The 7,171-nt window shown below is 70.2% G+C and carries 7 protein-coding genes; 5 read left to right on the top strand and 2 right to left on the bottom strand.

What is annotated here, in order from left to right; translation table 11 throughout:
• Positions 1 to 146 precede the first annotated feature (146 nt).
• The 5 genes from J3P31_RS04830 to J3P31_RS04810 are packed head-to-tail and all read left to right on the top strand — an operon-like array spanning position 147 to position 3,351.
• Complete coding sequence (locus J3P31_RS04830; protein ID WP_210527255.1) at positions 147 to 749, top strand: VOC family protein; 603 nt, start codon at positions 147 to 149, stop codon at positions 747 to 749.
• Positions 746 to 1,219: a GNAT family N-acetyltransferase gene (locus J3P31_RS04825; RefSeq protein ID WP_210527254.1), complete on the top strand. Its 474-nt coding sequence runs from the start codon at positions 746 to 748 to the stop codon at positions 1,217 to 1,219. The genes J3P31_RS04830 and J3P31_RS04825 overlap by 4 nt, the downstream gene beginning before the upstream one ends.
• A gap of 26 nt (positions 1,220 to 1,245) precedes the next feature.
• The gene (locus J3P31_RS04820) at positions 1,246 to 1,923 is read left to right on the top strand and encodes a molecular chaperone DjiA (protein ID WP_210527253.1); all 678 of its coding nucleotides are present in this window, start codon (positions 1,246 to 1,248) and stop codon (positions 1,921 to 1,923) included.
• Complete coding sequence (locus J3P31_RS04815; RefSeq protein WP_210527252.1) at positions 1,923 to 2,924, top strand: endonuclease/exonuclease/phosphatase family protein; 1,002 nt, start codon at positions 1,923 to 1,925, stop codon at positions 2,922 to 2,924. The genes J3P31_RS04820 and J3P31_RS04815 overlap by 1 nt, the downstream gene beginning before the upstream one ends.
• Before the next feature lie 49 nt (positions 2,925 to 2,973).
• On the top strand, positions 2,974 to 3,351 hold the full coding sequence (locus tag J3P31_RS04810) for a hypothetical protein (protein WP_210527251.1): 378 nt from the start codon (positions 2,974 to 2,976) through the stop codon (positions 3,349 to 3,351).
• A gap of 7 nt (positions 3,352 to 3,358) precedes the next feature.
• On the opposite strand, the gene J3P31_RS04805 is transcribed toward J3P31_RS04810, so the two are convergent.
• Together J3P31_RS04805 and J3P31_RS04800 are read right to left on the bottom strand one after the other, a co-directional pair.
• Entirely contained in the window at positions 3,359 to 4,924 is a 1,566-nt protein-coding gene (locus J3P31_RS04805; protein ID WP_210527250.1) for a Ppx/GppA family phosphatase, read from the bottom strand.
• 60 nt (positions 4,925 to 4,984) lie between these two features.
• Positions 4,985 to 7,153, bottom strand: coding sequence for an RNA degradosome polyphosphate kinase (locus J3P31_RS04800; protein WP_210527249.1), 2,169 nt, complete (start codon positions 7,151 to 7,153; stop codon positions 4,985 to 4,987).
• Positions 7,154 to 7,171 lie beyond the last annotated feature (18 nt).

Raw genomic sequence — 7,171 nt, 5'->3', positions numbered from 1 at the left:
CGCCCTCCGCCAGGCCGGCGTCCAGGCCATCTTCGGCCCCGGCACCCCCATCCCCCTCGCCGCCCGCGCCGTCCTGCAGCTGCTGGAGGCCACCCCAGCCGATGGAGTAGAGGGCTAGCGCCGTGCCGAACCAAGGATTCGCCGCCATGCAACTGGATCATCTCGCCATTACCGCGGCTTCGCTCGAGGAGGGCGTAGCCTGGGCCGAGGAGCGCCTCGGCGTCAAACTCGACCCCGGCGGACGGCACGAACGATTCGGGACGCACAACCGCCTCCTGTCGCTTGGGCCGGGGCTCTACCTTGAGGTGATCGCGCCCGAGCCCGGGACCGCCCCCGGGATGCCGCGCTGGTTCGGCCTCGATCAGCCCGGCGCGCCGCGCCTGGGCAACTGGATCGTGCGGGTGCCCGACCTCGCGGCTGCCCTGGCCGCCGCCCCGCCCGAGGTCGGCGAGGCGTTGCCCCTGTCGCGTGGGGATCTGTCCTGGACCGTGACGGTGCCGCCCGACGGGAGCATGCCCTGGGGGGGCGCCTATCCGACGCTGATCCAATGGTCGCCCGGCCACCATCCCGCGGACCGCCTGTCCGACAAGGGCGTTCGACTGGTCGCCCTGGAGGTGGGACACCCGCGGGCGCCCCGCCTCAGGGAGCTACTGCCCGGGTTAACGGATCCCAGGATCAGCTTCGTCACTGCGGACGAGCCCGGCCTGCGCGCCCGCTTCTCCGGTCCCGAGGGCGAGGTCACGTTGTGATCCGTCCCGCCCTGCCCACGGATGCCCCGGGCCTTTGGGCCATCTGGACCCCCGTCATCCGCGACACCACCCACATCTTCCATACGACCGAACGATCGGAGGACGAGATCGCGGCCCTTGCGCAGGGCGCGGACCCGTTCCTCGTATGGGAGGAGGGTGGGCAGGTCCTCGGTTTCGCCCGATGCTTCCCGTTCCGCGCCGGGAACGGCTACGCGCAGACCGTGGAGCACACGATCCTGCTGCGGCCGGACGCGCGCGGGCGAGGGATCGGTCGCCGGCTCATCGATGCCTTGGCCGACACGGCGGCCGCGCAGGGCAAGCACACGATGTGGGGCGCCATCAGCGCCGAGAACGCGGCTGGGATCGCCTTTCACGCCGCTTGCGGCTTTCGCGAACATGGACGGCTGCCCGAGGTGGGCTACAAGTTCGGCCGCTGGCTGGACCTCGTGCTGATGGGCCGCCGCCTGTGACCTTGGAACTGCGGAGAATACACCTGATGTCCATCTGGACGCGCGTGACCGAACTCCTGTCGCGCCTCACGCGCGGCGACGGCCTGTCCACCCTGTTCGAGCGGCTCCGCACCCCGCCCGAGAAGACCGTGGGCTTCGCCATCGCGATGGTGGCGCTGGGGGCCAAGATCGCCAAGGCCGACGGGCTCGTGACCCGGAACGAGGTGGCCGCCTTCCGCGAGGTCTTCATCATTCCCGAAGGCGAGGAGCGCAACGTGGCCCGGGTCTACGACCTGGCCCGGCAGGACATCGCGGGCTTCGAGGATTACGCCCGGCGCATCCGGGGCATGTTCGGCGAGGGGGCAGTGCAACTGGCTGACCTCCTCGAGGGCTTGTTCCACATCGCCGTCGCCGATGGCGACTACCACCCGGAGGAAAACCAGTTCCTGTTCCGGGTCGCGCAGATCTTCGACCTGCCCGAGCACGAGTTCCTGCGCATCCGGGCCGAGTTCGTCCCCGATGCCGAACGCGACCCCTACGATGTCCTGGGCGTGCCGCATGGCGCCCCCGTCGAGCAGGTCCGCGCGGCCTGGCGCGCCCTGGTGCGCGAAACGCACCCCGACCGGCTGATCGCCCATGGCCTGCCCGAGGAGGCGATCCGCATGGCCGAGAAGCGGCTCATCACCATCAACCGGGCCTGGGAGCAGATCTCGGAGGCCGCCTGATGCGCCTTGCGACCTACAACGTCGAATGGTTCGACTACCTGTTCGACGACCGGGCCCGGCTTTGGGACGACGGCGGGCGCAGCGGACGCGAGGGGGTCACCCGCCACGAGCAGACCCAGGCCCTGGGCCGGGTGTTCCGGGCTATCGACGCCGATGCGGTCATGGTCGTCGAAGCGCCGGATGGACGCCGGGGGCGCCACGACGGCAGCGAGGCTTTGGCCGGATTTGCCCGGCGCTTCGGCCTGCGTGCCCGCGAGGTGCTGACAGGCTTCCCGAGCGGCTCGCAGCAGGAGATCGCGCTCCTGTTCGATCCGGATGTCCTGGCCGCGTTCCACGATCCCCAGGACGGTGACCCGCCCCGCTTCGACGGGACGTTCCGGGTGGACCTGGACAGCGACGGCCTGCCGGAGCCGGTCACATGGTCCAAGCCGCCGCTGGAGGTCGCGGTCCGCACCGTCCGGAACCGGGAGTTGCGCCTGATCGGCGTCCACGCGAAATCCAAGGCGCCGCACGGCGCCCGGAGCGAAGCCCAGGTCCGCCGGATCGCCATCGAGAACCGGCGCAAGCAGCTCGCCCAATGCGTCTGGCTCCGGGCGCGGGTGGAGCGGCATCTCGCGGCGGGCGATCCGCTCATCGTCATGGGCGACTTCAACGACGGCCCGGGGCTGGACGAATACGAGAAGCTGTTCGGTCGCTCCGGCGTGGAGATCGTCCTGGGCGAGAACGGCGTCCGGCTCCACGATCCCCATGCCGCCCGCGTGCTATCGGGGCGCACGGCCGCAGCCCCCGCCACGGCCCGCTTCCGCATCCCGCCGGACGGGCACTGGCTGTCGGCGTTGCTCGACTACATCATGATCTCGCCCGACCTGATGGCCGCGCAGCCCCGCTGGCGCATCTGGCACCCCTTCGACAACCCGGCCTGCTGGGAGGACGAGGACCTGCGGTCCGCGCTGCTCCATGCGTCGGATCACTTCCCGGTCACGCTGGATATCGACCTCTAAGGCTTCAACAGGGCGTGGCGCGACCTATATGCGGGCGATGATCCGCCTGATGCCCCTTGCCCTCGTCGCGACGTTCATGGCTGCGCCCTTGGCCGCCCAGCCGACGGAGGACGACCAGAGCCTTCTTGGTCAGGGCGCGGACCTGCTCCTGCGCGGTCTCATCGAGGAGGTCGCCCCGCCGTTGCAGGACCTCGCGGGGATCGGGGCCGAGTATCTTCCGCTGTTTCAGCAGCTCGCCGCAGAGATGGGACCGGCCTTCCTCGAGGTGTTCGGGCAGATCGACTCCCTTTCGAACTACGAGCCTCCCGAGATCCTGCCCAACGGCGACATCCTTTTGCGCCGCAGCCCCGACGCGCCGGCCTGGACGCCGCCCGGGGCCGAGCCCGCGCCCGCCGCGCCCTCGTCCCGGCCTCAGGTGGAGCTCTGAGCCCGGCTCAGTCGTCGGTGAACATGACCTTCGCCTCGGCCCCCATGGCCTGCGCGAGCGCGTCGAGCCGGGATTTCGCGACCTCGCCGAACAAGGGACGCGCCCGTGCCTCGACGGTCAGGGTCAGCGATTTCTTCTCGGGCCGCCAGCGGAACACGCCGGGGGCGTCATGCGCCCCGAGCCAGAGCATCGCGCCCAGCCGCATGGCGCGGCCCAGCACCTCGGCCTCGCGCGCGTCGGCGTCGGACAGGAGCTTGAACAGGCGATCGAACCGCGTGCCCTCGCGGCGGGACGAATAGCGGTACATCAGGGCAAGGCCCAGATAGACCCGCTCCTCGTGCTTGATGCCGCCCAGGTTGGCGCGGGTGGCGGCGTCCACGCAGGTCTCGGCCCGGTAGTCGGGGTGGGCGCGCCAGTTCACGTCGTGCAGCAGGCAGGCGGCCTCGATGATGCGCCGCCGTTGCCAGTCCGCGTCCGGGAACAGCGGCTGGACGAAGTTGAACAGCACGCGCCCAAAGCCCGGAAGCCGCGCGTCGCGCCGCTCCTGGAACCGGCAGGCCTCCAGCAGCGGGTCGCGTTCGCGCAGCGCGGGCGGCATCCGCTCATAAAGCATCCCCTCGCGGATGCCGTAGGAGCTGACCGCGATGTCCTTGGGCTTGAAGACGCGGCAAAGCTCGTCCAGCACCTGCACCGCCACCGGGACCAGCGCCATCCGGTCGCCCGAAATGTCCAGCTTCTTCTGGAGCGCGCCGAGGTCCGCGGACTCGATATGCGCCCGGGTGGCGGCCACGGCGGCGGGCGTCATCCGGTATTCGTGCTGCACCGTCAGCGGCCAGCTCCGCCGGTCCATGTCCACCCGCGCGATCGCGCGCCAGGATCCTCCGACCAGGAAGATCCGCATCCCCGTTTCGTGGTCCATGTCGGAATGGAGCCGCGCCATGACTTCGGAGATGTGCCGGGACAGGACCTTGGGCCCGCCCTTCACCTCCTGCAGCTTGAGACCGCCCAACGGCGAGGTCACGCGCCGTCCGACCTTGCCGTTGGCGAGGTCGGCCAGCTCCATCGACGCGCCGCCGATGTCGCAAACGAGCCCGTAGCTCCCTGGCCAACCCAGCAGCACCCCTTGCGCCGACAGCCGCGCCTCCTCGTCGCCGGGGATGACCTGCAGCCGCAGGCCTGTCCGCCGCTCGACCTCGGCCACGAAGTCGGGGCCGTCCTCGGCCTCGCGCACCGCCGCGGTGGCCACGGCCATCATGGTCTCGAGCCCCATCCCCCGCGCGAGGGCGGCGAAGCGGCAAAGCGCGTCCAGCGCCCGGAGGCGACCCTTGGGATTGAGGCGGCCCGACTCGCTCAGCCCCGCGCCCAGGGCGCACATGATCTTTTCGTTGTAGAAGTAGGCCGGGGACCGGGCCGCCCCGTCGAAGACCACGAACCGGACCGAGTTGCTTCCGACATCGACCACGCCGACATGCAGCGTTGCGCCCACGCTTCCATCGAACAAGGGTCGCGCCTCTCCCCAGGCCGAAGGGGGAGGGGCGCCGGTGTAAAGGTCGGCGTCAGGGGCGCTGGTCATGGGCGTCCGGATCCTGTTCTGGGCTGAGGTGGGGCGGGCCACGCCGTCGTCAATGACGGATCAGGCCTCGCCCAAGGTGAGCGGGCGGACGTCCGCCGCGCCTTTGGAGCCGCGTCCCGAAAGCGACGGGTTCTCCATGAAGAACTTGTGGCACGAGAAGGCGTTCCCGTCATCGGGCTGCCGGGCGCGCACGAAGCCGCCGTCCGGCATCATGACCCAGGACTGCGCCACGTCCGCGAGGTTCGCGGCCATGATCTGGTCCACGATCTGCGCCTTGACCGTGGGGTTCATGGCCTCGACGAGCGTCTCGACGCGCCGGTCCATGTTGCGCCCCATCCAGTCGGCCGAGGACAGGAAGACCCGCGCCCGGCGGGCCGGAAGGCCATAGCCGTTGCCGAAGCACACGATCCGTGAATGCTCCAGGAACCGGCCGATGATCGACTTGACGCGGATGTTCTCGCTCAGGCCGGCGATGCCGGGACGCAGGCCGCAGATGCCGCGCACGATCAGGCTGATCCTCACCCCCGCCTGCGACGCCGCATAAAGGGCGTCGATCAGGCTTTCCTCGGTGATCGAGTTGACCTTCAGCCAGATGGCCGCCGGACGGCCGGCGCGGGCGTGGTCGGCTTCGGCGGCGATCATCTCGAGGAGCCGGGGCTTGAGCGTGAGCGGCGAGATGGCGAGGTTCTCCATCCCTTCCGGCGTCGCGTAACCGCCGACGTAGTTGAAGAGCTTGGTCGCGTCGCGCCCCAGCCGTGCGTCGGTCGAAAAGAGCGACAGGTCCGTGTAGATCCGTGCGGTGATCGGGTGGTAGTTGCCGGTCCCGAAATGGGTGTAGGTGACGAGCCTGTCCCCTTCCCGCCGTACGACGACGCTGACCTTGGCGTGGGTCTTCAGGCTGGTGAAGCCGTAAACCACGTGCGCGCCCGCGCGTTCGAGCCGCCGCGACTGGCGGATGTTGGCGGCCTCGTCGAAGCGGGCCTTCAGCTCCACGAGGGCCGTCACCGACTTGCCGTCCTCGGCCGCCTCGCAGAGCGCGTCCACGATCGGGCTGTTGCGCGAGGTCCGGTAGAGCGTCTGCTTGATCGCGACCACGTCCGGGTCCCGGGCCGCCTGCTGGAGGAACCGCACCACCGTGTCGAAGGTCTCGTAGGGGTGGTGCAGCAGCATGTCCTTTTGCCGGATCGCGGCAAAGATGTCGCCGCCATGGTCCTGGACCCGCTCGGGCACGCGGGGCGTGAAGGGCGGCCAGAGAAGGTCGGGCCGGGAGTCGAGCACGAGCTCCGACAGGCTGCCGATGCCCAGCATCCGGTCCACCTCGACGACCTCGCCCGGCTCCACATGGAGGTTGTCCATGACCAGGCCCCGCAGGGAGGGCGGAGCACCGGCCGTGATCTTGAGCCGGACGACCTCGCCGCGGCGGCGGCGCTTCAGCGCGGTCTCGAACTCGCGCACCAGGTCCTCGGCCTCGTCCTCGACCTCGAGGTCGCTGTCGCGCAGGACCCGGAAGGCGCAGGAGCCGGTCAGGCGGTAGCCCGGGAACAGGCGGTCAAGATGGAGGAGGAGCAACTCCTCGAGGGGCAGGAAGCGCGATCCGCCGGCGGTGGGAAGCGCCACGAACCTGTCCACCTGCGGCGGCAGCGGAAGCAGGGCGCGCAAGCTGCGCCGCTCGCCCGTCCGCTCGAGGGCCAGGGCCAGGGCGAAGCCTTCGTTCGGGATGAAGGGGAAGGGGTGCGCCGGGTCGATGGCCAGGGGCGACAGGATCGGGAAGACGCGGTTGAGGAAGAATTCCTCCAGATAGGGGGCATCCTCCTCGGTCACCTCGGCGCGGGTGAGGATGACAATCCCTTCCTGCGCCATCTTGGCCTTCAGCACCTCCCAGGTGGCTTGCTGCCGGGCGATGAGCCGACGCGCCTCGGCGTCGATCAGGGCCAGCTGCCGTGCCGGGGTCAGCCCGTCGGGGGAGGGAGCGGTGCTGCCCGCGCGCGACAGCTCGCGCAGGCCCGCGACCCGGACGGTGTAGAACTCGTCCAGGTTGGTGGCCGAGATCGACAGGAACCGCAGCCGCTCGAGCAGGGGCACGCGCGGGTTCTGGGCCTCCTCCAGCACGCGCCAGTTGAAGCCGAGCCACGACAGCTCGCGGTTGAAGAAGCGGGCCGGCCCCGTCATGTCGGCAGGCGGAGCCAGGGGGGCCGGGAAGGGCGACTTGAGGAAGTCGGCGTCGGGCATCGATACTCTCCTGGGAAC

The organism is Rubellimicrobium arenae (assembly GCF_017916275.1).
GTDB classification, from domain to species: Bacteria; Pseudomonadota; Alphaproteobacteria; order Rhodobacterales; family Rhodobacteraceae; genus Rubellimicrobium; species Rubellimicrobium arenae.
The sequence above is the reverse complement of the archived record's forward strand: the minus strand, read 5'-3'. Positions and strand labels throughout refer to the sequence as shown.